Origin of the sequence: Streptomyces sp. CA-249302, from assembly GCF_050936785.1 — a bacterium.
Classification (GTDB): domain Bacteria; phylum Actinomycetota; class Actinomycetes; order Streptomycetales; family Streptomycetaceae; genus Streptomyces.
In genome coordinates this window covers 3,325,328-3,350,284 of sequence record NZ_JBNJMG010000001.1, presented here as the reverse complement: position 1 = coordinate 3,350,284, position 24,957 = coordinate 3,325,328, and the positions used below count along the sequence as shown (strand labels likewise).

The 24,957-nt window shown below is 69.6% G+C and carries 25 protein-coding genes; 15 read left to right on the top strand and 10 right to left on the bottom strand.

The genetic code is table 11. The features are described from left to right. Nucleotides 1-14: 14 nt before the first annotated feature. Complete coding sequence (locus tag ACQEWB_RS15080) at nt 15-1,220, bottom strand: PucR family transcriptional regulator (protein WP_432831057.1); 1,206 nt, start codon at nt 1,218-1,220, stop codon at nt 15-17. Between the two features lie 67 nt (nt 1,221-1,287). Here ACQEWB_RS15080 and ACQEWB_RS15075 point away from each other — a divergent pair, with 67 nt between their 5' ends. Beyond that, entirely contained in the window at nt 1,288-1,941 is a 654-nt protein-coding gene (locus ACQEWB_RS15075) for a pirin family protein (protein WP_432843823.1), read from the top strand. A gap of 64 nt (nt 1,942-2,005) precedes the next feature. Beyond that, the gene (locus ACQEWB_RS15070; RefSeq protein ID WP_432831055.1) at nt 2,006-2,842 is read left to right on the top strand and encodes a hypothetical protein; all 837 of its coding nucleotides are present in this window, start codon (nt 2,006-2,008) and stop codon (nt 2,840-2,842) included. Here the strand turns inward: ACQEWB_RS15070 and ACQEWB_RS15065 are convergent. Then, entirely contained in the window at nt 2,814-3,629 is an 816-nt protein-coding gene (locus ACQEWB_RS15065; RefSeq protein WP_432831053.1) for a serine hydrolase domain-containing protein, read from the bottom strand. The two genes, ACQEWB_RS15070 and ACQEWB_RS15065, sit on opposite strands and share 29 nt — an antisense overlap. 19 nt (nt 3,630-3,648) lie before the next feature. Further along, nucleotides 3,649-4,119 (bottom strand): GNAT family N-acetyltransferase, encoded by a 471-nt coding sequence (locus ACQEWB_RS15060; protein ID WP_432831051.1) that lies wholly within the window; start codon nt 4,117-4,119, stop codon nt 3,649-3,651. A 111-nt stretch (nt 4,120-4,230) separates the two neighbouring features. Between ACQEWB_RS15060 and ACQEWB_RS15055 the strand changes: the two genes are divergently transcribed. After that, nucleotides 4,231-4,701, top strand: a complete 471-nt coding sequence (locus tag ACQEWB_RS15055) for a MerR family transcriptional regulator (RefSeq protein WP_432831049.1) — start codon at nt 4,231-4,233, stop codon at nt 4,699-4,701. Then, nucleotides 4,698-5,717, top strand: coding sequence for an aldo/keto reductase (locus ACQEWB_RS15050; protein WP_432831047.1), 1,020 nt, complete (start codon nt 4,698-4,700; stop codon nt 5,715-5,717). Before ACQEWB_RS15055 ends, ACQEWB_RS15050 begins: the two co-directional genes overlap by 4 nt. Nucleotides 5,718-5,781: 64 nt before the next feature. Here the strand turns inward: ACQEWB_RS15050 and ACQEWB_RS15045 are convergent, their stop codons facing one another. The 3 genes from ACQEWB_RS15045 to ACQEWB_RS15035 all read right to left on the bottom strand — a co-directional run bounded on the left by ACQEWB_RS15045 (nt 5,782) and on the right by ACQEWB_RS15035 (nt 8,636). Beyond that, the gene (locus ACQEWB_RS15045; protein WP_432831045.1) at nt 5,782-6,642 is read right to left on the bottom strand and encodes a DUF4429 domain-containing protein; all 861 of its coding nucleotides are present in this window, start codon (nt 6,640-6,642) and stop codon (nt 5,782-5,784) included. Between the two features lie 57 nt (nt 6,643-6,699). Beyond that, nucleotides 6,700-7,917: an alpha/beta hydrolase gene (locus tag ACQEWB_RS15040; protein ID WP_432831043.1), complete on the bottom strand. Its 1,218-nt coding sequence runs from the start codon at nt 7,915-7,917 to the stop codon at nt 6,700-6,702. A 92-nt stretch (nt 7,918-8,009) separates the two neighbouring features. Then, nucleotides 8,010-8,636, bottom strand: a complete 627-nt coding sequence (locus tag ACQEWB_RS15035) for a TetR family transcriptional regulator (RefSeq protein WP_432831041.1) — start codon at nt 8,634-8,636, stop codon at nt 8,010-8,012. 66 nt (nt 8,637-8,702) lie between these two features. On the opposite strand from ACQEWB_RS15035, the gene ACQEWB_RS15030 reads away from it, so the two are divergent. Both ACQEWB_RS15030 and ACQEWB_RS15025 read left to right on the top strand, forming a co-directional pair. Beyond that, the gene (locus tag ACQEWB_RS15030) at nt 8,703-10,322 is read left to right on the top strand and encodes an MFS transporter (RefSeq protein WP_432831039.1); all 1,620 of its coding nucleotides are present in this window, start codon (nt 8,703-8,705) and stop codon (nt 10,320-10,322) included. Between the two features lie 284 nt (nt 10,323-10,606). Next, entirely contained in the window at nt 10,607-10,885 is a 279-nt protein-coding gene (locus ACQEWB_RS15025; RefSeq protein ID WP_432831037.1) for a small hydrophobic protein, read from the top strand. Nucleotide 10,886: 1 nt separating this feature from the next. Here ACQEWB_RS15025 and ACQEWB_RS15020 read toward each other — a convergent pair whose 3' ends face one another. Further along, nucleotides 10,887-11,624: a potassium channel family protein gene (locus ACQEWB_RS15020; RefSeq protein ID WP_432831035.1), complete on the bottom strand. Its 738-nt coding sequence runs from the start codon at nt 11,622-11,624 to the stop codon at nt 10,887-10,889. Nucleotides 11,625-11,658: 34 nt separating this feature from the next. Next, complete coding sequence (gene aceE, locus ACQEWB_RS15015) at nt 11,659-14,406, bottom strand: pyruvate dehydrogenase (acetyl-transferring), homodimeric type (RefSeq protein ID WP_432831033.1); 2,748 nt, start codon at nt 14,404-14,406, stop codon at nt 11,659-11,661. Nucleotides 14,407-14,770: 364 nt separating this feature from the next. Between aceE and ACQEWB_RS15010 the strand changes: the two genes are divergently transcribed. From ACQEWB_RS15010 to ACQEWB_RS14985, 6 genes are all read left to right on the top strand, one after another. Beyond that, the gene (locus ACQEWB_RS15010; protein WP_432831031.1) at nt 14,771-15,202 is read left to right on the top strand and encodes a DUF3052 domain-containing protein; all 432 of its coding nucleotides are present in this window, start codon (nt 14,771-14,773) and stop codon (nt 15,200-15,202) included. Between the two features lie 111 nt (nt 15,203-15,313). Then, entirely contained in the window at nt 15,314-15,772 is a 459-nt protein-coding gene (locus ACQEWB_RS15005; RefSeq protein ID WP_432831029.1) for a peroxiredoxin, read from the top strand. 113 nt (nt 15,773-15,885) lie between these two features. Beyond that, nucleotides 15,886-16,461, top strand: a complete 576-nt coding sequence (locus tag ACQEWB_RS15000) for a calcium homeostasis/redox stress adaptation protein (RefSeq protein ID WP_055719212.1) — start codon at nt 15,886-15,888, stop codon at nt 16,459-16,461. 115 nt (nt 16,462-16,576) lie between these two features. Beyond that, entirely contained in the window at nt 16,577-17,155 is a 579-nt protein-coding gene (locus tag ACQEWB_RS14995) for a TerD family protein (protein ID WP_432831027.1), read from the top strand. Nucleotides 17,156-17,204: 49 nt separating this feature from the next. Further along, nucleotides 17,205-18,353 carry a DUF475 domain-containing protein gene (locus ACQEWB_RS14990; protein WP_432831025.1) on the top strand — a complete coding sequence of 383 codons (1,149 nt, stop codon included), beginning with the start codon at nt 17,205-17,207 and terminating at the stop codon, nt 18,351-18,353. A 97-nt stretch (nt 18,354-18,450) separates the two neighbouring features. Further along, the gene (locus ACQEWB_RS14985) at nt 18,451-19,188 is read left to right on the top strand and encodes a TerD family protein (protein ID WP_432831023.1); all 738 of its coding nucleotides are present in this window, start codon (nt 18,451-18,453) and stop codon (nt 19,186-19,188) included. A 5-nt stretch (nt 19,189-19,193) separates the two neighbouring features. On the opposite strand, the gene ACQEWB_RS14980 is transcribed toward ACQEWB_RS14985, so the two are convergent. Beyond that, nucleotides 19,194-19,994: a TerD family protein gene (locus tag ACQEWB_RS14980; protein WP_432831021.1), complete on the bottom strand. Its 801-nt coding sequence runs from the start codon at nt 19,992-19,994 to the stop codon at nt 19,194-19,196. 185 nt (nt 19,995-20,179) lie between these two features. On the opposite strand from ACQEWB_RS14980, the gene ACQEWB_RS14975 reads away from it, so the two are divergent. Genes ACQEWB_RS14975 through ACQEWB_RS14965 form a run of 3 tightly spaced genes read left to right on the top strand, consistent with a single transcriptional unit; the run spans nt 20,180 to nt 24,656 of the window. Continuing rightward, nucleotides 20,180-21,346, top strand: coding sequence for an HpcH/HpaI aldolase/citrate lyase family protein (locus ACQEWB_RS14975; RefSeq protein WP_432831019.1), 1,167 nt, complete (start codon nt 20,180-20,182; stop codon nt 21,344-21,346). A gap of 26 nt (nt 21,347-21,372) precedes the next feature. Beyond that, on the top strand, nt 21,373-23,853 hold the full coding sequence (locus ACQEWB_RS14970; RefSeq protein ID WP_432843821.1) for a phosphoribosyltransferase: 2,481 nt from the start codon (nt 21,373-21,375) through the stop codon (nt 23,851-23,853). Further along, complete coding sequence (locus tag ACQEWB_RS14965) at nt 23,853-24,656, top strand: HAD family hydrolase (RefSeq protein WP_432831017.1); 804 nt, start codon at nt 23,853-23,855, stop codon at nt 24,654-24,656. Before ACQEWB_RS14970 ends, ACQEWB_RS14965 begins: the two co-directional genes overlap by 1 nt. Here ACQEWB_RS14965 and ACQEWB_RS14960 read toward each other — a convergent pair. Further along, complete coding sequence (locus tag ACQEWB_RS14960; protein ID WP_432831015.1) at nt 24,653-24,868, bottom strand: FmdB family zinc ribbon protein; 216 nt, start codon at nt 24,866-24,868, stop codon at nt 24,653-24,655. The two genes, ACQEWB_RS14965 and ACQEWB_RS14960, sit on opposite strands and share 4 nt — an antisense overlap. Nucleotides 24,869-24,957: the final 89 nt, after the last annotated feature.

Sequence of the window (24,957 nt, the reverse complement as noted above, 5' to 3'; positions counted from 1 at the left end):
CCCCCGACAAAAGCCTAGGCCGGGAGATCTCCATCGGCCAGACGCCCCAGGATCAGCGCGATCCGCAACGTGAACGCCGAACGTACATCCGAGGGTGACCAGCCGGTGACGTCAGTCACACGTCGAAGCCGGTAGCGCACGGTGTTCGGATGCACGAAGAGCATCCGGGCCGCGCCCTCCAGACTGCTCGCCTGTTCGAGATAGACGGAGAGCGTCTCCAGAAGCGCGGACCCCGCCTCCTCCAGCGGTCTGTAGATCTCCTCCACCAACTGCTCGCGCGCACTCGGATCCCCGGCGATGGCCCGTTCCGGAAGCAGGTCGTCCGCCAGGACCGGGCGCGGGGCGTCCTGCCAGGCGGAACAGGCCTTGAGCCCGGCGGCCGCGGCCTGCGCGGACCGGGTGGCGGCGAGCAGATCCGGTACGACGGGCCCGGCGACCACCGGCCCCGCGGCATAAGGCCCGATCAGCGACTTGGCGACACCGATGGGATTGTCGCTGCCACCGGCGATCACGACGAGCCGGTCCCCGAGCACACCGGTGAGGACCTGCAGCTTGGCGTGCCGGGCAGCCCGCCGAATCGCTTCCACCGTCAGCTCGGAGTCCCCGTCGGGAGCCGTACCCAGCACCACACACACATGCTCGGGCGCGTTCCACCCGAGGGCCGCGGCCCTGCTCACCGCGCCTTCGTCGGCCTCGCCGCTGAGCACGGCGTTGACGACCAGCGACTCCAGCCTGGCGTCCCAGGCACCGCGTGCCTCGGCGGCCTGGGCGTACACCTGGGCGGTGGCGAAGGCGATCTCGCGGGCGTAGACGAGCAGGGCCTCGCGCAGCACCCCCTCGTCCCCCGGAGCCGCGACCTCGTCGATCGCGCTCTCCATGACCTCGATGGTGGTGCGCACCATCTCGACGGTCTGCCGCAGCGTGATGGCCCGGGTCAGCTCGCGAGGAGCGGTCCCGAACACATCGGTGGAGATGGCCTGCGGGGCGTCTGGATGCCGGAACCACTCGGTAAAGGCGGCGATACCGGCTTGTGCCACCAGTCCGATCCAGGAACGGTTCTCCGGGGGCATCGCCCGGTACCAGGACAGCGACTCGTCCATGCGCGCGATGGCCTGCGCGGCGAGAGATCCGGAGGACTGCTCCAGCCGCTTCAGGGTCGCGGAGTGCGGATGAACGGCGGGCGGTACGGCTGGACGCTTGCTGGCTTCGGGTTCGGGCACGGGGACAAGACTGCCTTATCCGGACGGGAGTGTGCGTAGCCGGGGCACCGCTACCGTGGGGTACGTGATGGACGTACGGCGCGCCGCGGAGCGCTACCGAGGCGGCGACCCCGCGGCAGGCATCGACTCGTACCATGCCTTCTCCTTCGGCCCGCACTACGACCCGGACAACCTCCGCTTCGGCGCGGTGATCGCCTGCAACGAGGAGCGGCTCGCGCCCGGCGCGGGCTTCGACGAGCATCCGCACAGCCACACCGAGATCGTCACCTGGGTGGTCGAGGGCGAGCTGACGCATCGCGACTCGGCGGGCCACGAGACCACGGTCCGGGCGGGCGACGTCCAGCGGCTGAGCGCGGCGGCGGGCGTCCGGCACGTGGAGCGCAACGACGCGGAAGAGCCCCTGACCTTCGTCCAGATGTGGCTGGCCCCGCTTCGGCCGGGCGGCGACCCCGCCTACGAGATCGTCCACGGCATCGCCGACTCCACGCCGTACGCGGTCCCGGAGGCAGGCGCGATGCTGCACGTGCGCCGCCTGTCGGCGGGGGAGCGGACGGCGGTGCCGGACGGGGCGTTCGTGTACGTGCATGTGGTGCGGGGCGAAGTGCGGCTGGACGGGGCGGAGTTGGGGGCGGGGGACGCGGCACGGATCACGGACGCGAAGGATCTGGACGCGGTGGGGGTTACGGCGGCGGAGGTACTGGTGTGGGAGATGGTCCGCTGACGCCGGACGCGTGCGCCTCTTCAACTCCCTTGTCCTCAAAGGTTGCTGACCTATCATCGGCCGCATGGCTGAGGGGGAGATGCGGCAGGTCGAGGCCGAGGCGAGCGAGCACAGCGAACCGGTGCCGCTGACCAGGCGACAGCAGCAGGCCGCGGCCGGAATCGGCGGAGTGCTCGCAGTCAGCGGGATCGCGGCGGTGTTCACGGGCGGGAACCAGGCCGGGAGCGTGGCGCTGCTGGTAGGCGGTGCGCTGTTCCTGCTGGTCGCGGTGAGCGGGATGCCGATCGTGGGCGCGAAGCTGCGGGACTTCGAGCTGCATCTGGCGGTGCGGCGCAACGAGGCGGTCAGGAGGACGGCGAGCCGGTTGCCTGACGCGGAGGCGGACCGCTTCCTGGAGATCATCGAGTCGGCGTACGGCAGTTCCGAGGAGCCCCTTCTGGAGCTCATCGAAATGCTGCTCCTCGACATACGGGTCCGCGACGGCCTGGTCTCGGACCTGGAGCCGGGCGAGCGTGTCGAACCACACCCCGAGGCGGGCATCGGCGAGCCGCTCGTCGTGCACGTCTCCGCGGACGGGGAGGTGCGCATCGGCGTCTTCTCGATGTACGCGCGCACCTGCCCCACGGAGTATCCGGCGGCGTTCGCGGCCGAGTTCCTGGAACGCATCCGCGCCACTGGCTGCGACGCCTTCGTCTTCGTGACGGCCGTACGCGACAACGGCGCCTTCGGCTCACTCGCCGCTCAGGTCCGAGCGCAGGGACGCCCCGTCTCCGTAGAAGACTGGCGCCCCCTCGGCGAACCCCGCCCCCTGCGCCCCGCCATCGAGCGGCTCACCTCGGAGGTGCTGGCCCGGCGGGCCGACGGAGCCGGGGTCATGCCTCCGCGAGCACCGCGTCCGTGAAGCCCGGCCACACCTCGACCGCCCACGGCCCGAAGGCCCGGTCCGTCAGGGCCACGCAGGCCAGTCCCGCGTCCGGGTCGAGCCACAGGAACGTACCCGACTGGCCGAAGTGACCGAAGGTGCGCGGGGACGACGAACTGCCCGTCCAGTGCGGGGACTTGGAGTCGCGGATCTCGAAGCCGAGGCCCCAGTCGTTGGGGTTCTGGTGGCCGTAGCCGGGGAGGACGCCCTTCGTGCCGGGGTACTGGACCGTCATCGCGGCGGCGACCGTGCGCGGGTCCAGCAGGCGCGGCAGCTGCACCTCCGCCGCGAAACGGAGCAGGTCGGCCACCGTCGAGACGCCGTCCTTCGCCGGGGAGCCCGCCAGGGAGGTGGCCGTCATCCCGAGCGGCTCCAGCACCGCCTGCCGCAGGTACTCGGCGAACGGGATCTCCGTCGCCTTCGCGATGTGGTCGCCGAGCTGCTCGAAACCGGCGTTGGAGTACAGACGGCGCTCCCCGGGCGGAGCCGTCACCCGGTGTTCGTCGAAGGCGAGCCCCGAGGTGTGGGCGAGGAGATGGCGGACGGTCGACCCGGGCGGCCCGGCCGGCTCGTCGAGTTCGATCGCCCCCTCCTCGTACGCGACCAGCGCGGCGTACGCGGCGAGCGGCTTGGTGACCGAGGCCAGCGGGAAGCGGCGGTCCGCCGGGCCGTGGGTGCCGAGCACCGTCCCGTCGGCGCGCACCACGCCCGCCGCGGCGGTGGGAACCGGCCAGTTCTCGATCAGCGCGAGGCTCTTGAGCGACATGCCGTCGAGACTATGCCGATCAGAGCTTCAGAATCATCGTGGGGTCCGGCTTGTGGACGAAGCCGAGGGACTCGTAGAGCGGCTCGGCCTGCACGGATGCCGTGAGCATGACCTGGCCGGCGCCCCGTTCGCGGAACCAGAGGAGGAGCTCCTCCATGCACGCGCGTGCGTAGCCGCGACGGCGGGCGTCCGGGTCGGTCGCGACGCTGAAGACGTACCCGGCCAGGCCGTGCGGATTGCCCGCCTTCCCGATCCGGTAGTCCACCGTCCCGACCACCAGCGCCCCGAGCGCCCCCGGCCGCTCCGGATGCTCGACGACGAACGCCGCGAAGTCCCCGTCCGCCTCGCCCAGCCGCTCCCGCAGGACGGGCAGCGACTCGACGTGCCATCCTGTGGAACCGTCGGACCCCGGCATCGAGTCGATCATCACCTGGCGCAGCCGCAGTACCTCCGGCGCGTCCTCGGGCACGGCACGTCGTACGAGACTCATGTCCCGCACGCTAGCGACCGCCACCACGCGATGTCGTGCCGATTTCCGCTGCGCCTATTTCTTATGGGTTCCGCTTGCTTGGAGTGCACTCCAAGGCCATAGCGTTGAGGCATGACGGTGATGGAGACCACCCCCACCAGGACCGACGCCTGCGGTGCCCCGCCCCACCCCCATCGGCGCCCCGAAGGCCAGGACAGCTACACGATCAGCGAGGTCGTCGCCTTCACCGGGCTGACCGCGCACACCCTCCGCTGGTACGAGCGGATCGGGCTCATGCCGCACGTGGACCGCTCGCACACCGGCCAGCGCCGTTACAGCAACCGCGACCTGGACTGGCTGGACCTCGTCGGCAAGCTCCGGCTCACCGGTATGCCGGTCGCCGACATGGTGCGGTACGCGGAACTGGTGCGCGAGGGCGACCACACCTTCGGCGCCCGCTTCGAGCTCCTCGAGGCGACCCGGCGGGACGTGCTCGCCCGGATCGCCGAGCTCCAGGACACGCTCGCGGTGCTCGACCGGAAGATCAGCTTCTATGCGGACGCGGACCGCGCCCGCGCCTACGAGTCGGAGAAGGTGCGATGACGAACGGCAGGATCCCGACCGTACGACTCGGCGACACCGGCCCCGAGGTCGGCGTGCAGGGCCTGGGCTGCATGGGCATGAACTTCGCCGTGTACGGCCCCTCGGACGAGAAGGGGTCCCGGGCCACCCTGGAGCGGGCCCTGGAGCTGGGCGTCACGCTCTACGACACGGCGGACGCCTACGGCGACGGGGAGAACGAGAAGTTCCTCTCCCCGTTCTTCAGGGCCCACCGCGACGAGGTCGTGATCGCCACCAAGTTCGCCCTGATGATCCCGCCCGGTGAGCCGACCCGGCGGATCATCCGCAACGAACCCTCGTACATCCGTCAGGCCGTCGAGGCGAGCCTGAAGCGCCTCGACGTCGACGTGATCGACCTCTACTACATGCACCGGCGCGATGTGAACGTGCCGATCGAGCAGACCGTCGGCGTCATGGCCGAGCTGGTGCGCGAGGGCAAGGTGAAGCACCTGGGCCTGAGCGAGGTCACCGCGGACGAGCTGCGGGCCGCGCAGGGCGTGCACCCGATCGCCGCGGTGCAGTCGGAGTGGTCGCTGTTCAGCCGGGACATCGAGGCGCGGGTGGTGCCGGCCGCCCGTGAGCTGGGCGTGGCCCTGGTGCCGTACTCCCCGCTCGGACGTGGCTTCCTCACCGGTGCCTTCGCCAACGCCGACAAGGACCTCGGCGACGGCGACTACCGGCGCACACAGCCCCGCTTCACCGGCGAGAACGCGGCCGCGAACCTGACCCTCCTGGACCCCATCCGCACGGTGGCCGAGGCCCACGGCGTCTCCCTGGGCCAGATCGCCCTGGCCTGGGCCCAGCGGCAGGCCACGGTCCACGACCTCCCGGTCGTCCCGATCCCGGGCACCCGCAAGCCGACGCGGGTGGAGGAGAACACGGCGGCGGCGAGGATCGTACTGACGGAGGACGAGCTGGCGGCCCTGGAGCCGATCGCGTCGAAGGTGGCGGGCGATCGATACCCAGACATGCGGTTCTCCTCGGCGGGCCGCGAGTAGACGTCCCTAGGGGCGCGGGGAACTGCGCGACCAGCCACGGACGGCCCGCAGTCGACGAACAACCTCAGAGCTCTGCGAGCAACTCCGCTTTCTTCACAGAGAACTCCTCGTCCGTCACCAGGCCTGCCTGATGCAGCTCCCCCAGATGCCGGATCCTCTCGGCGATGTCGGCCGGATCGCGCCTCGATGCGCCGGCCGACACCGCGACCGTCGCTCCGCTGCTGCGTACCGCCGCCAAGACGGCCGCCGCGAACGGCAACGACTCGTGCACCGGCCCGTACCCAAGCCCGAACACCACCGCCGCCGGATCCTGGTCGGGCTGGGCCGGAGCCGGCGCTCCGTCACGTCGCAGCAGTCGTAGATGCCCCTCGAAGACCTCCGGCGAGCGCCACTCCACGCCCGCCAGCTCCGCGACCGGGAAGCTCTGGTCCCCGGCCTTCCACTTCGCCGACGACGCCCCGGTCCAGAACCACCGGAAGCCGACGGTCTTCCCGTCGAAGGACGCCTTCGCGTCGTACGCCTTGAACTGCCGCGGCGCCTCGGGCGCGGCCACCAGGAACCGGTCCGCCGGAGCCGCCCCGTCGCCCAGCGCGGCCTTCAGTTCGTCGGCGTAGTACTCGGCCAGCGTCTCCTTCTCGGCCGGCAGCACCAGCCGGTACGGATCGCACCCTTCCTTCAGCTGCCCCGCGGCCGCCTCCAGCAACGGGTCGGCGCCGTCCCGCAGTTCGGCCCGCAGCACGACCGTGCCGCGCTTGCCCGGGGCCAACGTCACCCCCGAGATCGCCTCAAGGGGAACACGACGCTCACCGAGTGCCTGGAAGAGCTTGGGTGTTCGAATGCCCCGTTCGTAACGGATGAGCACGGAGTCGGACTCGAACTCCCAGGCGGCATGAAATCCGGCCAGTACGTCACCCATGCGGCTCATCGTATGCGTGACCCGCTCCTTCGTCGCCACCCCGCGCAGACCGCAGTTCCTGCGGTGCTACGCGCGTCCGGCCGCGGCCGCGCCGGACAAACCCGCGCGGCACACCTGATCCTCGCGCTCACACACGACCGACTGGTACGCGCCAACACCGATCTCCGCGAAGTTCAGCAGGCTCGCCGTGCCGGGCTCGAAATAGCCCGCGTGCCCCTTCGCGCCCTCGGCGGAGAGCACCCGCGCCCCGAACCCGCGCGACACCGGGTCCGCGCCGTGGCCCAGCCCGCCGACCTCCATGTACGGCACGTCCTGGATCCAGTCCGTGGCGTCCCGCATCGACCACACGCGAGCGCTCGTGTGCAGGCTCGCGGCCCGCTTGACCCGCATCCCGGGGCTCGCGGCCACGGCTATGTCGGCCACCCGGCTCGGCAGCGTGTGCGCGGCGACCCCGCACACCACGGAGCCGTAGCTGTGGCAGAAGAGGGAGACGGGCGCATTGCCGGGCAGGGCCCGCACCAGGGCGTTCAGCCGGACCGCGCCGTCCTCCGCGCGCATCGCGGTCGCCGAGTCGATGCCGAGCCCGGCCGGTGCCGTGTAGTCGGCCCAGGCGATCACGGCCGTCGGGGTCGAGGGGCTCGCGGCCTTCTCGGCCGCGTACAGCGACTTGGCCATGCCGACCGGCGCCGTGTACATGCGGTTGGTCTTCTGGAAGGTGAGCAGGTCGGTGTCGACGCCCGGCACGATCACCGACACGCGCTGGGCGTGCTGGAGATCGCCGAACACCTCGGCGACCCGGCCCGAGCCCTCGGGGTCGAAGGCGAGGATGTGCCGGCCCTCGTGCATCAGGGACTCGTAGCGGTGCATACGGCGGCCCGCCTCCTGCTGCCCGGCGGGCGTCAGACGCGGATCGTGCATGCGCTTGCGCTCGACCTTGCGCTGCTTGGCGAGCGCGAGCTTGTTGGCCCGGTAGCGCAGGGCGACCGGGGCGCCGTTCATGTTGCCGACCGCGAGCGGGTAGCGGCGGGCGAGCTCGGCGCGCTCCTGAGCGGTGAGCGAGGCGAAGAAACGGGACAGACGCGCGGGGGTCGCGTCGGCGTCCGGCAGCCGGTGCCCGTGCAGGCGGCCGTGGTCCCACGAGGAGATCGAGGCCTGCAGCGGAGTGCTGCTCCGGTGGGTGCGCAGGGCCGTCCAGCCGGTGGTCGCCAGCATCACGAAGACGACGGCCAGAGCGAGCAGCGCGCGCCAGACGTTCAGTTGCGGGGAGGTGTCGAAGGAAGTCACTGGGAGGACACACTAGGAGAACGAGAGGGTCTCGCGTGAGCCGAGTGACGGGTATCACGTTTCGATAAACGTGGCGATGACCTCAGTGTGTCTCAGCGTGTCCGCCAGTTCTCCGTGAGTGCCGGACCCACCTGTTCGAGGTACGAGATCGTCAGTTCGCGCATCGAGTCGAGGGTCATGTCCTCGCCGGTGCCCCACTGCCGCTCGGTCACCCGCATCACCCCGCCGAAGACGGCCACCGCCAGCCGCGGCCGCGGATCGGCGTCGACGTCCAGGCCCTCCCGCTCGGCGAGCACGCGCGCGAGGGTGTCCTCGGTCTCCAGGTCGCGCCGCAGATGCGCGGCGAGCAGCACCGGGGTCGACTCGATCACCCGGTACATGCGCAGATACGTCTCCACCGGTACGACGGCCTCGATCACCTCGTTGAGGGTCTCCCAGCCCTGAAGCACCGCCTGGCGCAGCGCGTCCATCGGCGCCTCCCCGGGCGGCCGCTCGCGCACCGCCTCGACGAACCGCGCCACCACCAGGTCCTGGAGGGCGAGAGCGGCCTCCTCCTTGCCGGCGAAGTAGCGGAAGAAGGTGCGCTGCGAGACGTCGACGGCCTCGGCGATGTCGTCGACAGTGGTGCGTTCGTACCCACGCGTGGTGAACAGCTCGACGGCGGCCCTCAGCAGGGCGTCCCGGGTGCGCTGTTTCTTGCGTTCGCGCAACGTTTCCATAGGCGTCAGTTACCGACTTGTGAATTGGTTTGTCAATTGTCAGTGGCTGTCACTAGCCTCGAACACATGACTAGTCAGACCACCATCGAGACGACGGGGTCGGGGGACAAGGCGCCGGCAGCCCCGTCGGACGGCTCGCCGGCCTCCGGGCTGCGCGGGCACCCCTGGTTCACCCTGATAACCGTCGCCGTAGGGGTCATGATGGTGGCCCTCGACGGCACCATCGTGGCCATCGCCAACCCGGCGATCCAGAAGGACCTCAAGGCGAGCTTCGCCGACGTCCAGTGGATCACCAACGGCTACTTCCTGGCCCTCGCGGTCTCCCTGATCACCGCGGGCAAGCTCGGCGACCGCTTCGGCCACCGCCAGACCTTCCTGATCGGCGTGACCGGCTTCGCCGCCGCCTCGGGCGCGATCGGGCTGTCCAGCTCCATCGCCGCGGTCGTCACCTTCCGCGTCCTCCAGGGCCTGTTCGGCGCCCTGCTGATGCCGGCCGCGCTCGGCCTGCTGCGGGCCACCTTCCCGGCCGAGAAGCTCAACATGGCCATCGGCATCTGGGGCATGGTCATCGGCGCCTCCACGGCGGGCGGCCCGATCCTCGGCGGTGTGCTCGTGGAGCACGTCAACTGGCAGTCGGTGTTCTTCATCAACGTCCCGGTCGGCGCGATCGCCCTGCTCCTGGGCCTGCTGATCCTGCTCGACCACCGCGCGGAGAACGCGCCCCGGTCCTTCGACGTGCTCGGCATCGCCCTGCTCTCCGGCGCGATGTTCTGCCTGGTGTGGGCCCTGATCAAGGCTCCGGCCTGGGGCTGGGGCGACGGGAAGACCTGGGCGTTCCTGGCCGCCTCGATCCTCGGTTTCGCCCTCTTCTCCTTCTGGGAGACGAAGGTCAAGGAGCCGCTGATCCCGCTCGGCCTGTTCCGCTCGGTCCCGCTGTCGGCGGGTGTCGTGCTGATGGTCCTGATGGCCATCGCGTTCATGGGCGGCCTGTTCTTCGTGACGTTCTATCTCCAGAACGTGCACGGTATGAAGCCCATCGACGCCGGTCTCCATCTGCTCCCGCTCACCGGGATGATGATCGTCGGCTCCCCGCTCGCCGGCGCGATGATCACCAGGCTGGGCCCGCGCATCCCGCTGGCCGGCGGCATGGCGTCCGTCGCGATCGCCATGTTCGGGATGTCCACCCTGGACACGGACACCGGCAGCGCGGTCATGTCCCTCTGGTTCGCCCTGCTCGGCCTCGGCCTCGCGCCGGTCATGGTCGGCGCCACCGAGGTCATCGTCGGCAACGCGCCGATGGAGCTCTCCGGAGTCGCCGGCGGCCTCCAGCAGGCGGCGATGCAGATCGGCGGCAGCCTCGGTACGGCGGTCCTGGGCGCCGTCATGGCCTCCAAGGTGGACGGCGACCTCGCGGGCAACTGGAAGGCCGCCGGCCTGCCGGCGCTCACCCCGGCCCAGCTGGACCAGGCCTCCGAGGCGGTCCAGGTCGGAGTGGCACCGGTCGCCAAGGGCACCCCGGAGGCGATCGCCGCGAAGATCACGGACGTCGCGCACGACACCTTCGTCTCCGGCATGAGCCTCGCGTCGCTGGTCGCCTGCGGCGTCGCGGTCGTTGCCGTCCTCGTCGCCCTGCTGACCAAGAGGGGCGCGAACGCGGAGGCGGGCGCGGGCGTCGGGCACATCTGAACCCGTGGCCCGGTCACATCCGAGCCGGTGACCCGGTCACCTCCGAGCCGCCGAATTCCCCGGGAATTTCCGGGACTTCGCCTATCAGGGTGAAGACGCTAAAGATCGCTCGCCCCCGGCACGCGCCGCAGGTCACAGTGGGTCATGCCCTCCGGAGAGGGCGGACCGGTGCTGCGGCGCGCTGTCGGAGGGGGACAGCGCGCCGCGAGCCCGGACATCGAGCCGCGTTCGCGGGGTACCCGAACTCCCAGAACCCCGAACACACCCAGGGGACCAGGGAGTTGATGATGGCGGGCTTCGGACACGGAACGCGCAGGCACCCCCGCTCACGTGGCCGGACGTGGTCACGGTCCGGGCCGGATCGCGCGACGCTCGGGATCGTCGGAGCCGTGTGCGCGGTCGCGGGCCTCTTCGTACTGGGGATTGTTCTGGGCCCGGTGGCGATCGTCTGCGGCTGGCTGGCCATGGGCCGCCGCTGGGCGGGATCGCGCCCGGTGCCCGCCCTGATCGCCCTGGTCCTGGGCGTGATCGACACGGCCGCGGCGCTGATGTGGACCTTCTGACTCAGGTCCGGACCGGCGGCTCGCGCAACTCCGCGACCTCGGCCCGCAACGCCCGCACCTCCGCGGTCAGCGCCTCGATCGCCTCCGTCTGACGGCGTTCCTCCACGTCGTCCTTCTCGAAGCGCGAGATGAACCAGGCGGCGATGTTCGCGGTGATGACACCGAGCAGCGCGATCCCGGAGAGCATCAGCCCGACCGCGACCATCCGGCCCAGACCGGTGGTCGGCGCGTGGTCCCCGTACCCGACGGTCGTCATCGTCGTGAAGGACCACCACAGCGCGTCACCCAGTGTCCGGATGTTCCCGTCCGGCGAGTCGCGTTCGGCCGACAGCACGGCCAGCGACCCGAACATCAGCAGCCCGACGACGGCCCCCGCGACATACGTCGTCAGCTGGATCTGCGAGGCCATGCGCGCACGCCGGCCCACGAGTATGAGCGTGGACACCATCCGCAGCAGGCGCAGCGGCTGGAGCATCGGCAGGACGACCGCGCACAGATCCATCCAGTGCGTACGGACGAACTCCCTGCGGCGCCGGGCCAGCCCCACCCGCACCACATAGTCGGTGGCGAACGTCCCCCACACCACCCACTCCACCACCGTGCACGCGGCCGTCAGCCGGTGACCCGCGGAGTTGTCCACGATCGGCACGGCATAGGCGACGGCGAAGGCCACCGCGAGCGCCAGCAAGGGGCGTTGGGTGAGCTGCTCCCAACGCCCCTGAGCCGTTTGTTGCTTCATGCCCGCATCGTAAGGACAAGCGGGCGGACCGCGGTTACGCGTCTCCGCCCGCGGCCCCCGGATCGGCCGCCGAGACGTCGAGCAGCTGGTACCGGTCGATGGCCTGCTTCAGCACCGAGCGGTCCACCTTCCCCTCCTTGGCCAGCTCGGTCAGCACGCCCACCACGATCGACTGCGCGTCGATGTGGAAGAAGCGCCGGGCCGCGCCCCGGGTGTCGGCGAACCCGAACCCGTCGGCGCCCAGCGACTGATAGGTCCCCGGCACCCAGCGGGAGATCTGGTCCGGCACCGCCCGCATCCAGTCGGACACCGCCACGAACGGCCCCTGCGCACCCGACAGCTTCTGCGTCACGTACGGCACCCGCTGCTCCTCCTCGGGGTGCAGCAGGTTGTGCTCCTCCACGGCCACCGCGTCGCGCCGCAGCTCGTTCCAGGAGGTCGCCGACCAGACGTCCGCCTTGACGTTCCACTCCTCGGCGAGGATCTTCTGCGCCTCGATCGCCCACGGCACGGCGACACCGGACGCGATGATCTGCGCCGGGATCGTCCCCGAGGCGGCCTCGGCGATGCGGTGGATGCCCTTGACGATGCCCTCGACGTCCACGTTCTCGGGCTCGGCCGGGTGCTGGATGGGCTCGTTGTAGACGGTGAGGTAGTAGAAGACGTCCTCGCCGTGCGGGTGCTGCGCGTCGCCGCCGTACATCCGCCGCAGACCGTCCTGCACGATGTGCGCGATCTCGTACGAGTACGCCGGGTCGTACGCGACACAGCCCGGGTTGGTCGAGGCGAGCAGCTGCGAGTGGCCGTCGGCGTGCTGCAGCCCCTCACCGGTCAGCGTCGTGCGTCCCGCGGTCGCGCCCAGCACGAAACCGCGCGCCAGCTGGTCCGACATCTGCCAGAACTGGTCGCCGGTGCGCTGGAAACCGAACATCGAGTAGAAGACGTACACCGGGATCAGCGGTTCGCCGTGCGTGGCGTACGCCGAACCCGCCGCGATGAGGGAGGCGGTGCAGCCGGCCTCGGAGATGCCGTCGTGCAGCATCTGGCCGGTCGGCGACTCCTTGTAGGCGAGCAGCAGATCGCGGTCGACGGACTCGTACTGCTGGCCGAGCGGGTTGTAGATCTTCGCGCTCGGGAAGAACGAGTCCATGCCGAAGGTGCGGTACTCGTCCGGCGCGATCAGCACGAACCGCTTGCCGATCTCCTTGTCCCGCATGAGGTCCTTGAGGAGCCGGACGAAGGCCATGGTCGTCGCGATCGACTGGTGGCCCGAGCCCTTCTTCACGCTCGCGTACGTCTTGTCGTCCGGCAGCGCGAGCGGCTTGGAGCGCACGACGCGGGTCGGGACGTACCCGCCGAGCCCCTTGCGCATGTCGTGCATGTACTGGATCTCCTCGGAGTTCCGCCCCGGGTGGTAGTACGGCGGAAGCCCGCTCTCCAGTTCCTTGTCGGAGATCGGCAGGTGCAGCCGGTCGCGGAAGCCCTTGAGGTCGTCGACCGTCAGCTTCTTCATCTGGTGCGTGGCGTTGCGGCCCTCGAAGTTCGGGCCAAGGGTCCAGCCCTTGATGGTCTTCGCGAGGATCACCGTCGGCTGGCCCTTGTGCGCCTTGGCCGCCGAGAAGGCCGCGAAGATCTTCCTGTGGTCGTGACCGCCGCGGCCCAGGTGCAGGATCTGGTCGTCGGTCATGCCCTCGACCATCGCGCGCAGCCGCTGGTCGTCGCCGAAGAAGTGGTCGCGGATGTAGGCGCCGGACTCGGTGGCGTACGTCTGGTACTGGCCGTCCGGCGTCGTGTTCATCCGGTTGACCAGGATGCCGTCGCGGTCCTGGGCCAGCAGCGGGTCCCAGGAGCGGTCCCAGATCAGCTTGATCACGTTCCAGCCGGCGCCCCGGAAGACGGACTCCAGCTCCTGGATGACCTTGCCGTTGCCGCGCACCGGGCCGTCCAGGCGCTGCAGGTTGCAGTTGACGACGAAGGTCAGGTTGTCCAGGTGCTCGCGGGCGGCGATGGTCAGCTGGCCGAGCGACTCAGGCTCGTCCATCTCGCCGTCGCCGAGGAACGCCCACACATGCGACTTGCTCGTGTCGGCGATCCCGCGCGCCTGCATGTAGCGGTTCATCCGCGCCTGGTAGATCGCGCCGATCGGGCCGAGGCCCATCGACACGGTCGGGAACTCCCAGAAGTCCGGCATCAGCCGCGGGTGCGGGTACGAGGACAGGCCGTTGGGCGCCTTCGACTTCTCCTGGCGGAACCCGTCCAGGTTCGCCTCGGTCAGCCGGTCGAGCAGGAAGGCGCGTGCGTAGATGCCGGGGGAGGCGTGGCCCTGGAAGAAGACCTGGTCGCCGCCGAGACCGTCGTCCTTGCCCCGGAAGAAGTGGTTGAAGCCCACGTCGTAGAGGGACGCGGAGGACGCGAAGGTGGCGATGTGGCCGCCGACGCCGATGCCCGGGCGCTGGGCGCGGGAGACCATCACCGCGGCGTTCCAGCGGGTCGCGTTCAGGACCTTGCGCTCGATCTCCTCGTTGCCCGGGAAGAACGGCTCCGCCCTGGTGGGGATCGTGTTCACGTAGTCCGTGCTGCGCATCTCGGGCACGGCCACGCGCTTCTCGCGGGCCCGCTCGATCAGCCGCAGCATCAGATAGCGGGCCCGCTCACGGCCGCGCTCGTCGACGGCGGCGTCGAGGGAGTCGAGCCACTCCTGGGTCTCCTCGGGATCGAAGTCAGGAACCTGACTCGGAAGGCCGCCAATGATGATCGGGTTGCGATCGGATCCGGAAGCCACGCTGTTCCTTACCTGTCAGAGGGCTGCTGTGAGCTCGCTTCGAGCTGCTTTTCGGTATGCCTGCACCGTTCCCCATCGTGTACCTCGGGGAAGCAAACGTCATCTCTACTGAGAGGTAACCGAGACCTACGTCAGCTCCCCGGGGTTCCCAAAGCCGCAAAGGGGGCAGAAGGGTGTGGTGTGGGTCACTTGCGGCAGCGGTGAGGTGGCTGGAGTTGCGGTGACACGGCCAGGAACGTCACCGTTTCGGCGGTCTGAACGGCCGGGTACTTGCGCGATCCGCCCCGCCCGTGTGGACTACGGCCAACGCTGCGCGCACGCGCGTGGCTGAGACATACCCAAAGACATGATCAGGAGGCAACCCGTGAGCGCGACCGCGGACCACGCGGAGACGAGCCCTGCCGTGAGGCTGGGCTTCCAGCCCGAGCAGGTGGTCCAGGAGATCGGCTACGACGACGACGTAGACCAGGAACTCCGCGAGGCCATTGAGGAAGTCATCGGCAGTGACCTGGTGGACGAGGACTACGACGACGTCGCCGATGCCGTGGTGCTCTGGTTCCGCGATGACGACGGCGACCTGACCGATGCGCTGGTGGACGCCACCACGTACATCGAAGAAGGCGGGTCGATCCTGCTCCTCACGCCGAAGACCGGCCGTGACGGATACGTCGAGCCGAGCGACATCTCCGAAGCCGCGACGACGGCGGGGCTGTCCGCCTCCAAGAGCGTCAGCGTGGGCAAGGACTGGAGCGGCAGCCGGCTGGTGACGCCGAAGGCGGCCAAGACCAAGAAGTAGCCTCGCCGGACGGGTCGAGCGGTGTGCTCGGCCCGTCCGCCGGCTCTCGGTGATCGCTGCGTAGGGTTGGTCCCACCACCCGAACAGCCCCACCGAAAGGGACGTACTGCGATGGCGATCCAGGTCGGCGAAAAGGCCCCCGACTTCGAGCTCAAGGACAACCACGGCGCCACCGTGAAGCTCTCCGAGTTCCGTGGCAGCAAGAACGTGATCCTGCTCTTCTACCCCTTCGCCTTCACCGGCGTGTGCACCGGCGAGCTGTGCGAGGTGCGCGACAACCTGCCGCAGTTCTCCGACCGCGACACCCAGGTGTTCGCCGTCTCCAACGACTCCATCCACACCCTGCGCGTCTTCGCCGAGCAGGAGGGCCTGGAGTACCCGCTGCTCAGCGACTTCTGGCCGCACGGCGAGGTCTCCCGGGCCTACGGCGTCTTCGCCGAGGACAAGGGCTGCGCGGTGCGCGGCACCTTCGTCATCGACAAGGAGGGCGTCGTGCGCTGGACCGTGGTCAACGCGCTGCCGGACGCCCGTGACCTGAACGAGTACGTGAAGGCGCTCGACACCCTGTGATTGTTAGGTCCCAAGGCCTGCGTGGGTCGGGAACCCGTAACTAGGATCGAGTCGTTGATCCGGTATCAAACGCACGGCGGGGCTCCCCGCCCCTGGACACCAATGGAGGACTCGTGGGAGTCAGCCTCAGCAAGGGCGGCAACGTATCGCTGACCAAGGAGGCCCCGGGCCTGACCGCGGTCATCGTCGGTCTGGGGTGGGACGTCCGCACCACCACCGGCACCGACTTCGACCTGGACGCCAGCGCACTGCTGGTGGACTCGTCCGGCAAGGTCGCCAGCGACGCGAACTTCGTCTTCTTCAACAACCTCAAGAGCCCGGACGGCTCGGTCGAGCACACCGGCGACAACATCACCGGTGAGGGCGAGGGCGACGACGAGCAGATCAAGGTCAACCTCGCCGGCGTCCCGGCCGACGTCGACAAGATCGTCTTCCCGGTCTCGATCTACGACGCCGAGAACCGCCAGCAGTCCTTCGGCCAGGTGCGCAACGCGTTCATCCGCGTGGTGAACCAGGCGGGCGAGGCGGAGATCGCGCGCTACGACCTCTCCGAGGACGCCTCGACCGAGACCGCCATGGTCTTCGGCGAGCTGTACCGGCACGGTGCGGAGTGGAAGTTCCGGGCCATCGGCCAGGGCTACGCCTCGGGCCTGCGCGGCATCGCGCAGGACTTCGGTGTGAACGTCTGAGACCGGCCGACCTCACCGCCCGGCGCCGCACCGTCCGTGTGCGGCGCCCGGCGGTGCCCCCGCCGGGGGAGCGCAGGACAACCAAAGAAGCACCATCTCGGGGAGGACCAGCATCATGGGCGTCACGCTCGCCAAGGGGGGCAACGTCTCCCTGTCCAAGGCCGCACCCAACCTCACTCAGGTGATGGTCGGGCTCGGCTGGGACGCTCGCTCCACCACCGGAGCCGACTTCGACCTCGACGCCAGCGCCCTGCTGTGCGGCGCGGGCAACCGGGTCCTGGGCGACGAGTACTTCGTCTTCTACAACCAGCTCAAGAGCCCGGAGGGCTCGGTGGAGCACACCGGCGACAACCTCACGGGCGAGGGCGAGGGCGACGACGAGTCGATCCTGATCGACCTGGTCAAGGTGCCGGCCCACTGCGAGAAGATCGTCTTCCCGGTCTCGATCCACATGGCCGACGAGCGCGGCCAGACCTTCGGCCAGGTGAGCAACGCCTTCATCCGCGTCGTCAACCAGGCCGACGGCCAGGAGCTCGCCCGCTACGACCTCAGCGAGGACGCCTCCACGGAGACCGCGATGATCTTCGGCGAGGTGTACCGCTACCAGGGCGAATGGAAGTTCCGTGCAGTTGGCCAGGGGTACGCGTCCGGCCTCCGGGGCATCGCTCTAGACTTCGGAGTCAATGTTTCGTAAAGCCGAGTGCGGCACGGGGGGACCCGTACGCCGAGGATTGGGTTAGCCAGTGCTTCTGAAAACCTTCGGCTGGTCGTTCGCGATTACCGCGATCGGCCTGGCTGTGGCCGTCCTCTACGGGGGGTGGGAGGCCTTCGGCATCGTGGCGATCCTCTCCATCCTCGAGATCTCGCTGTCGTTCGACAACGCGGTGGTCAACGCCGGGATCCTGAAGAAGATGAACGCCTTCTGGCAGAAGATCTTCCTCACCGTCGGTGTCCTGATCGCGGTCTTCGGCATGCGGCTGGTCTTCCCGGTCGTCATCGTCGCGATCAGCGCCAAGATCGGCCCGATCGACGCGGTCGACCTCGCGCTCAACAACAAGGACCACTACAAGGAACTCGTCACCGACGCGCACCCGGCGATCGCCGCGTTCGGTGGCATGTTCCTGCTGATGATCTTCCTGGACTTCATCTTCGAGGACCGGGACATCCAGTGGCTGCGCTGGATCGAGCGCCCGCTGGCCAAGCTCGGCAAGGTCGACATGCTGGCGGTCTGCATCTCGCTGGTCGTCCTGCTGATCACGTCGTTCACCTTCGCCACCCACGCCCACCAGCACGGCGGCGGGCACGCCGACAAGGCGCAGACGGTGCTGATCTCCGGCATCGCCGGTCTGATCACGTACATGATCGTCGGCGGTCTCTCCGGCTACTTCGAGGACCGTCTCGAAGCCGAGGAGGAGCGGGAGCACGAGGAGGAGGAAGAGGCCGAGCGCAGCGGCAAGAAGAAGCCGCCGGTCGTGCTGGCCGGCCAGGCCGCGTTCTTCATGTTCCTCTACCTCGAGGTCCTGGACGCGTCCTTCTCCTTCGACGGCGTGATCGGCGCGTTCGCCATCACCAACGACATCGTGCTCATGGCGCTGGGTCTCGGCATCGGCGCGATGTACGTCCGGTCGCTCACCGTGTACCTGGTCCGCCAGGGCACCCTGGACGACTACGTCTACCTGGAGCACGGCGCGCACTACGCGATCGGTGCGCTGGCCGTGATCCTCATGGTCACCATCCAGTACGAGATCAACGAGGTCATCACCGGTCTCGTCGGCGTCGTCCTGATCGGCTGGTCCTTCTGGTCCTCCGTGCGCCGCAACCAGAAGATGGCGGCGGCCGAGGGAAAAGCGACGGGCTCGGACGAGAAGACTGAGGTCTCGTCCGGGGTGTGACGCACCTGCGGGTGAGGGAACGCTCTGTGCGGGGCGGCCGGGCCTCCGGCCGCCCCGCCGGTCTTTTCAGGTGCTCAGGTGATACATGGGGGCGGGAATGGGTTTCTTCGACGGGCTGCTGGGATCGCGTACGGCCGACTTCGACTCCGGCAGCGCGGCCACGAACTCCATCGAACTGACCAAACGGCACAACCAGGTCTCGCTCACCAAGCAGGGGGCGGCGACCGGGCATCTGCGGGTCAACCTGAGCTGGCGGATGCGGACCTCCGACATAGGCGGCTCGCAGCGGGAGTCCCTGCTGCGGCACCCCTTCAAGGCGCTGCGACCACCGGAGGTCATGGGGCACAACCAGAGCATGGTCAACGTCGACCTCGACCTGGCCTGCCTGTACGAGCTGGCCGACGGCACGAAGGGCGTCGTACAGCCGCTCGGGAACTTCCTCGGGGACGTCAACGCGCCGCCGTACGTCAAGCTCAGCGGTGACGACCGGTTCGGGTCGGCGTCCGGGGAGACGATGTACGTCAACCTCGATCACCGGGACGAGATCAAGCGGCTGCTGGTGTTCGTGTACATCTACGACCAGACGCCGGCGTTCGACCGTACGCACGCGATCGTGACGCTGTATCCGAGCAACGGGCCGCGGATCGAGATCCACCTCGACGAGCGGCATCCACAGGCCCGGTCCTGCGCGGTGGTGATGATCGAGAACGTGAAGGGTGAGCTGGTCGTCCGGCGCGAGGTGAAGTTCGTGTACGGCTTCCAGGCCGAGCTGGACCGGTTGTACGGGTGGGGACTTCAGTGGGGGCGGGGATACAAGACGAAGGTGGAGAAGTAGACCCGCTAGCGTCCGATGAACTGAGGTCCCTGAGGGGGCAGTCGGACGTCCGGGTTCGGGATCGTCGTCACAGGAGGCGGGTAGCCGTAGCCGGACTGGGTGCCCGCCGCTCCTGTCGCCGCCGGTTGCGGGTAGCCGTAGGCCGGCTGGGTCGTCGGGGGGCCCTGCGGGTAGCCGTAGGCCGGTTGTACGGGGACCTGGGCCGGCTGTTCCGGGGGGAGCGGGTGGGAGAAGTCCGGTGCCGCCGGCTCCTCCTGGGTCTCCGACTCGTCCACCGAGATGCCGTAGTCCGTGGCCAGGCCCTTCAGGCCGTCCGAGTAACCCTCGCCCAGGGCACGGAACTTCCACGTCTCGCCGCGGCGGTAGAGCTCGCCGCAGATCAGGGCCGTCTCGGCGCCCGTCTCCGGCTTGATGTCGAAGGTGATCAGCGGCTCGCCCTCGGCGATCCGCGCGTCGTACAGCAGGATGCGCAGCCCGGGTACGCGGTCGAAGGTGACGTCCTCCGCCGATGCGACCAGCAGAATCCGGCTGACATCGGTCTCGACGCCGGCCAGATCTGTCTGGATCGTGTCGGTGGGACCATCGGCGAGGCGCTTCTTGCCGAGCCACCAGATCTTCCCGGAAGGATGCCGGGGCTGGTTGTAGAAGACGAAGTCCTCGTCGGAGCGCACACGACCGTCGGGACCGAGGAGCAGCGCGGAGGCGTCGACGTCCGGAACCCCCTGTCCGGGCGTCCAGCGCAGCACGGCCCGCACCGTCGTGGCTTCGAGCGGGACGTTCGACCCCTTCAGCATCGCGTGCGTCATGCGGTCATCCTGCCCTCTCGGTCCTGGTCACGACAACGCGGGGTACAGCAGCCGACTCGGCTGTTCATGTCCTGCGTTACCTGAAGTTCATGCCCGGTGGGAACCCCTGACATGGGTTTGTACGTACTATTACCGGCCACCTAATACCCAATCCACAGCCTTACCTTGCGTCACGGGGGAGTTCTATGCGTCATTTCGGGCACATCGCCCCGGAGGTGCGGCAGCGCCTCTTCCACCAGGAGCCGTGCGAGTTCGGCGCGGACTCCGCGGCCCGGCTGCTCTCCGCGGCCCTGGGCGCCACGCTCTACAGCCCGGCCACCAGGCCGCGGCTCGCCGACGACATCGTCAAGCAGGCGGGGCTCGGCGTGGTCTCGATGGTGCTGTGCCTGGAGGACTCGATCGACGACGCGGACGTGCAGGCGGGCGAGGAGAACCTCGTCCGCCAGTTCGCCGACCTCGACGCGCGCGAGGGCGACTGCGTGCCGCTGCTCTTCATCCGGGTGCGCACCCCCGAACAGATCCCGGATCTCGTACGACGCCTGGGCGCGTCCGTGCGGTTGCTGTCCGGGTTCGTGTTCCCCAAGTTCACCGAAGAGCGCGGAGTCCCCTTCCTGGAGGCCCTCGCGGGCGCCGAGGCCTCGAGCGGACGCAGGCTGTTCGGCATGCCGGTCCTCGAGACGCCCGAGCTGATGTACCGGGAGTCGCGCGTGGAGGCCCTGGAGGGCATCGCCCGCGCCGTCGAGAAGTACCGCGACCGCGTGCTGGCGCTGCGCCTCGGCGTGACCGACTTCTGCTCCTCGTACGGCCTGCGCCGGGCCCCCGACATGACGGCGTACGACGTCCAGATCATCGCCTCCGTGATCGCCGACGTGGTCAACATGCTGGGGCGGGCCGACGGCACCGGGTTCACGGTGACCGGCCCGGTCTGGGAGTACTTCCGCGTCCCGGAGCGCATGTTCAAGCCGCTTCTTCGCACCAGCCCCTTCCTGGAGGGGCAGGCCGTCGAACTGCGCGAGAAACTGATCGAGCACGCGATGGACGGCCTGCTCCGGGAGATCTCCCTCGACCAGGCCAACGGTCTGCTGGGCAAGACCTGTATCCACCCCACCCACGTCCTGCCCGTGCACGCACTGTCCGTCGTCAGTCACGAGGAGTTCGGGGACGCCTCGGACATCCTGCGCCCCGAGCGCGGCGGCGGAGGCGTGCTGAGGTCGGCGTACACGAACAAGATGAACGAGGTGAAGCCGCACCGGGCCTGGGCCGAGCGGACCATGCTGCGGGCCGAGGTCTTCGGCGTCGCACGCGAGGACGTCAGCTTCGTGGACCTGCTCGCCGCGGGCATACCCGGCTGAGCCGCACTATCTCTACTTTGGGGCACATCATCAACGCAGTGAACAAGGGCATCTGGTCCGGCAGCTGGGTCGCCGAGCGGCTCGGTGTCGAGCTCGTCGGCGACCAGAAGCTGACCGACCTGCTGGGCCTGGCCCTCCGCCGCAACCCCAAGCGGGCGCATCTCTTGGTGTCCAACGTGCTCGGCAAGCACGTCCCCCAGTCACCGACGGTGGTGTACGGCTACGGCTTCACCCTGGGCCGCAGGGTGCGGGAGTTGTTGGGCGCCGAGGAGGCGGCCGAGGCGGTGGTCCTCGGCTACGCGGAGACGGCGACCGGCCTCGGCCACTCGGTCGCGGACGGCGTGGGCCTGGCCCCGTACCTGCACTCCACGCGCCGCCCCGTGCCGGGCGTGGCACCCGCGGGCGGCTTCGAGGAGTCCCACTCCCACGCCACGTCCCACCTACTGCTCCCGGAAGATCCGGCCCTCCTGGCCGGCGACGGCCCCCTGGTCCTGGTCGACGACGAGTTCTCGACGGGCAACACGATCCTGAACACGATCAGAGACCTCCACGCCCGCTACCCCCGGGACCGCTACGTGGTGGTGGCCCTGGTCGACATGCGCTCGGCCGCAGACGCCGGACGCCTGGAGGAGTTCGCCCGGGAGATCGGCGCGAGGGTGGACTTGGTGGCGGCGGCTTCGGGCACTGTGAAGCTGCCGGAAGGTGTCTTGGAAAAGGGGCAGTCCCTTGTAGCGCAGCATGAGGTGTCCCACTCAGGGGCGCGGGGCTGTGTTGAATCTGCGGCTACCGCCGCGTGGGCGCGACCAGCCCCCACCGCGCCGCACCCGGCAACACACCGCCTGGACCTGCTGTGGCCCCGAAACCTCCCCGACGGCGGACGTCACGGCTTCACTCCCCGCCACCGAATACGCCTCGAATCCGCCCTCCCCACCATGGCGGCCCGACTCGCAGAGGCCCTCCCCACCACAGCCCACCGCGTACACATCCTCGGCTTCGAGGAGCTGATGTACGCCCCCCTCCGCCTCGCCCGCGAACTGGAACAGATCACCGACGCCGAGGTCACCTACTCCACCACCACCCGCTCCCCGGTCCTCGCCGTCGACGATCCCGGTTACGCGATCCGCAGCCGCATAACCTTCCCGGCCCACGACAACCCCGCCGACGGCCCCGGCGACCGATACGCGTACAACGTCGCGGGCGCCGGCTTCGACGCCGTCGTCGCCGTCGTCGACTCCTGTGCCGACACCCCACAACTCCACGCCCCGGACGGCCTGTTGGCCCAGCTCGCCGCCCACATCCCGCACGTCCTGCTGGCGGTCATCCCGTCGTACGTCCCCGAAAGGCCCGCCATGCTGCCCGAGCCCCTCCGCGGCCCAGCTTTCTCCTCGTACGCCCCGGAGGAAGTCGGCTGGCTGCTCCAGGATCTCTCGGACGTCACGCTGGAGGCGCCGACCGAGGAGCGGGAGGAGGCCATCCAGAGCGGCGGCGCGCACTACGCGGAGTCGCTGCCGGTGGAGTACCAACCCAGCGAGCAGTACCAGGAGTTGTTCCACGCGGCGCTGGAGACGACGGCCACCCGCCTCGCGCAGGCGGTGGGCGCCGTCACCGAGGTCGTGCTCGCGGAGCGGTCGCCGCGGCCCGTCCTCGTGTCGCTGGCCCGCGCCGGCACCCCCGTCGGCGTCCTGATGCGCCGCTGGGCCCAGTTCCGGCACGGCCTCGACCTGCCGCACTATGCCGTCTCGATCGTCCGGGGCCGCGGTATCGACGCCAACGCGCTGCGCTGGCTCGCCGCCCACCACGACCCGCAGGACGTCGTGTTCGTGGACGGCTGGACCGGCAAGGGCGCCATCACCCGCGAACTCGCCGACGCGGTCAAGGAGTTCGAGGCCTCCGACGGAGTCACCGGCTTCGACCCGGAGATCGCGGTGCTGGCCGACCCGGGCTCCTGCGTCCGCACGTACGGCACCCGCGAGGACTTCCTGATCCCCTCCGCCTGCCTCAACTCGACCGTCTCCGGCCTGATTTCCCGCACCGTGCTGCGCTCCGACCTGGTCGGCCCGCACGACTTCCACGGCGCCAAGTTCTACCGCGAACTCGCCGGCGCCGACGTCTCCGTGGACTTCGTCGACGCCGTCGCCGCCCGCTTCCCCGAGGTCGTCGAAGCGGTCGACGCGCAGGCCAAGGAGCTGCTGTCCGGCGACCGCGAGCCGACCTGGGAGGGCTGGGCGGCCGTCGAGCGGATCAGCGAGGAGTTCGGCATCCACGACGTGAACCTGGTCAAGCCGGGCGTCGGTGAGACCACGCGGGTGCTGCTGCGCAGGGTGCCGTGGAAGATCCTGGCGCGGGCCGGGGCGGGCGCCGACCTGGACCATGTGAAGCTGCTGGCCGAACAGAGAGGGGTACCGGTGGAAGAGGTGGCCGAACTGCCGTACACCTGCGTGGGTTTGATCCATCCCCGCTTCACGCGCGGTGCGACGGGTGCCGACGGCAGGGCGGTGAACGTCTGATGCCGGTGCTGGTGGCGAGCGACCTCGACCGGACGCTGATCTACTCCGCGGCGGCCCTCGCGCTGACCATGCCGGACGCGCGGGCGCCCCGGCTGCTCTGCGTCGAGGTGCACGAGAGCAGGCCGCTGTCGTTCATGACGGAGACGGCGGCGCAGCTGCTGACCGACCTCGGTGACGCGGCCGTCTTCGTGCCGACCACGACCCGGACCCGTAAGCAGTACCAGCGCATCAACCTGCCGGGCCCGGCTCCCACGTACGCGATCTGCGCGAACGGCGGCCACCTGCTGGTGGACGGCGTCTCCGACCTGGACTGGCACGCGACCGTGACGGCCCGGCTGGCGGAGGAGTGCGCCCCGCTGGACGAGGTCCGCGAACACCTCCTGGCCACGGCCGACCCGGCCTGGGTCCGCAAGCACCGGGTGGCCGAGGACCTCTTCGCCTACCTGGTCGTGGAGCGGGAGCTGCTGCCGGAGGAGTGGGTCAAGGAGCTGGCGGTCTGGGCGGAGAACCGCGGTTGGACGGTGTCGTTGCAGGGCCGCAAGATCTACGCGGTCCCGAAACCCCTGACGAAGAGCGCGGCGATGCGCGAGGTCGCCCGCCGCACGGGCGCGGACCTCACGCTGGCCGCGGGCGACTCGCTCCTGGACGCCGACCTGCTGCTGGCCGCGGACCGGGGCTGGCGCCCCGGACACGGCGAACTGGCGGAGGCCGAGTGGACCGCTCCGGCGATCAGTGCGTTGCCGGAGCGGGGCGTTCTGGCAGGTGAGCGGATCCTGAGGGAGTTCCTGAAGGCGGCGCGCTAGCCGCAGCACCCTCCACCACAGCAGCCGCCGCCTCCCTTGGGGGCGGCGGCTGCTTGCGCCGCGGCGGTCCCTCCGACCGCCACCGTCGACAGCAACTTCACGGTGTCGTCATGCCCCGCAGGGCAATCGGCGGGGGCCGACGACTCGGCCATCGGCCGGCTCAGTTCGAACGTGTCGCCGCAGGTCCGGCAGCGGTATTCATAGCGAGGCATGCGACCAGGTTAACGGCGCCACACGGCCGCAAGTGTGACCCAAGTCTCAAGCCCACCATGTTCCTTACTGATCGGTATGTGATCGTTCC

What these genes read in the sequence shown, in the direction of transcription:
- ACQEWB_RS15075 (WP_432843823.1), top strand. Translation starts at nt 1,288, where the DNA reads ATGGACGTACGGCGCGCCGCGGAGCGCTACCGAGGCGGCGACCCCGCG.
- ACQEWB_RS15070 (WP_432831055.1), top strand. Translation starts at nt 2,006, where the DNA reads ATGGCTGAGGGGGAGATGCGGCAGGTCGAGGCCGAGGCGAGCGAGCAC.
- ACQEWB_RS15065 (WP_432831053.1), bottom strand. Translation starts at nt 3,629, where the DNA reads ATGTCGCTCAAGAGCCTCGCGCTGATCGAGAACTGGCCGGTTCCCACC.
- ACQEWB_RS15060 (WP_432831051.1), bottom strand. Translation starts at nt 4,119, where the DNA reads ATGAGTCTCGTACGACGTGCCGTGCCCGAGGACGCGCCGGAGGTACTG.
- ACQEWB_RS15055 (WP_432831049.1), top strand. Translation starts at nt 4,231, where the DNA reads ATGACGGTGATGGAGACCACCCCCACCAGGACCGACGCCTGCGGTGCC.
- ACQEWB_RS15050 (WP_432831047.1), top strand. Translation starts at nt 4,698, where the DNA reads ATGACGAACGGCAGGATCCCGACCGTACGACTCGGCGACACCGGCCCC.
- ACQEWB_RS15045 (WP_432831045.1), bottom strand. Translation starts at nt 6,642, where the DNA reads ATGAGCCGCATGGGTGACGTACTGGCCGGATTTCATGCCGCCTGGGAG.
- ACQEWB_RS15035 (WP_432831041.1), bottom strand. Translation starts at nt 8,636, where the DNA reads ATGGAAACGTTGCGCGAACGCAAGAAACAGCGCACCCGGGACGCCCTG.
- ACQEWB_RS15030 (WP_432831039.1), top strand. Translation starts at nt 8,703, where the DNA reads ATGACTAGTCAGACCACCATCGAGACGACGGGGTCGGGGGACAAGGCG.
- ACQEWB_RS15025 (WP_432831037.1), top strand. Translation starts at nt 10,607, where the DNA reads ATGATGGCGGGCTTCGGACACGGAACGCGCAGGCACCCCCGCTCACGT.
- ACQEWB_RS15020 (WP_432831035.1), bottom strand. Translation starts at nt 11,624, where the DNA reads ATGAAGCAACAAACGGCTCAGGGGCGTTGGGAGCAGCTCACCCAACGC.
- ACQEWB_RS15005 (WP_432831029.1), top strand. Translation starts at nt 15,314, where the DNA reads ATGGCGATCCAGGTCGGCGAAAAGGCCCCCGACTTCGAGCTCAAGGAC.
- ACQEWB_RS14995 (WP_432831027.1), top strand. Translation starts at nt 16,577, where the DNA reads ATGGGCGTCACGCTCGCCAAGGGGGGCAACGTCTCCCTGTCCAAGGCC.
- ACQEWB_RS14985 (WP_432831023.1), top strand. Translation starts at nt 18,451, where the DNA reads ATGGGTTTCTTCGACGGGCTGCTGGGATCGCGTACGGCCGACTTCGAC.
- ACQEWB_RS14980 (WP_432831021.1), bottom strand. Translation starts at nt 19,994, where the DNA reads ATGACGCACGCGATGCTGAAGGGGTCGAACGTCCCGCTCGAAGCCACG.
- ACQEWB_RS14975 (WP_432831019.1), top strand. Translation starts at nt 20,180, where the DNA reads ATGCGTCATTTCGGGCACATCGCCCCGGAGGTGCGGCAGCGCCTCTTC.
- ACQEWB_RS14965 (WP_432831017.1), top strand. Translation starts at nt 23,853, where the DNA reads ATGCCGGTGCTGGTGGCGAGCGACCTCGACCGGACGCTGATCTACTCC.
- ACQEWB_RS14960 (WP_432831015.1), bottom strand. Translation starts at nt 24,868, where the DNA reads ATGCCTCGCTATGAATACCGCTGCCGGACCTGCGGCGACACGTTCGAA.